Genomic DNA, 358 nt, shown 5'->3' on the forward strand with positions numbered 1-358 from the left:
AAAGCCTGCATTTGGTTGGTCGTTTTAACCTTATCTCTGACCAGTGACTCCCTGACCCGATGTAATACACGCATAGCCTGCTGAGCTTCCGTTCTGAGTCGGACAAAACGCATGGAAGGACGTGAGGTTGAGTATTACCATGAAAAACGCCGGTATTAGATGATCTTGATGAATGTTATTGGGTGATCTGCTTGGATGAAAATACCCAGTGAGGCCGCTTCGCAGATGGCTTTCCGCATCAATAAAATCATTTTTATTACTTTTAACAAAAGGCCGGACAAACTGCGGTGAAATTAATTTAGCTTCATGGCCTAAATCATTTATTCGTCTTGCTATAAAATGCGCGCCGGCACAAGCC

At 43.9% G+C, this 358-nt stretch carries 2 pseudogenes; both read right to left on the reverse strand.

From position 1 onward, the window contains the following. A pseudogene (locus C5470_RS23920) lies at nucleotides 1-128 on the reverse strand (IS110 family transposase); the annotation flags it as partial. Between the two features lie 100 nt (nucleotides 129-228). Beyond that, nucleotides 229-358, reverse strand: a pseudogene (locus tag C5470_RS23925) (IS110 family transposase); the annotation flags it as partial.

The sequence above is a fragment of the Photorhabdus stackebrandtii genome (assembly GCF_011189495.1).
GTDB classification, from domain to species: Bacteria; Pseudomonadota; Gammaproteobacteria; order Enterobacterales; family Enterobacteriaceae; genus Photorhabdus; species Photorhabdus khanii.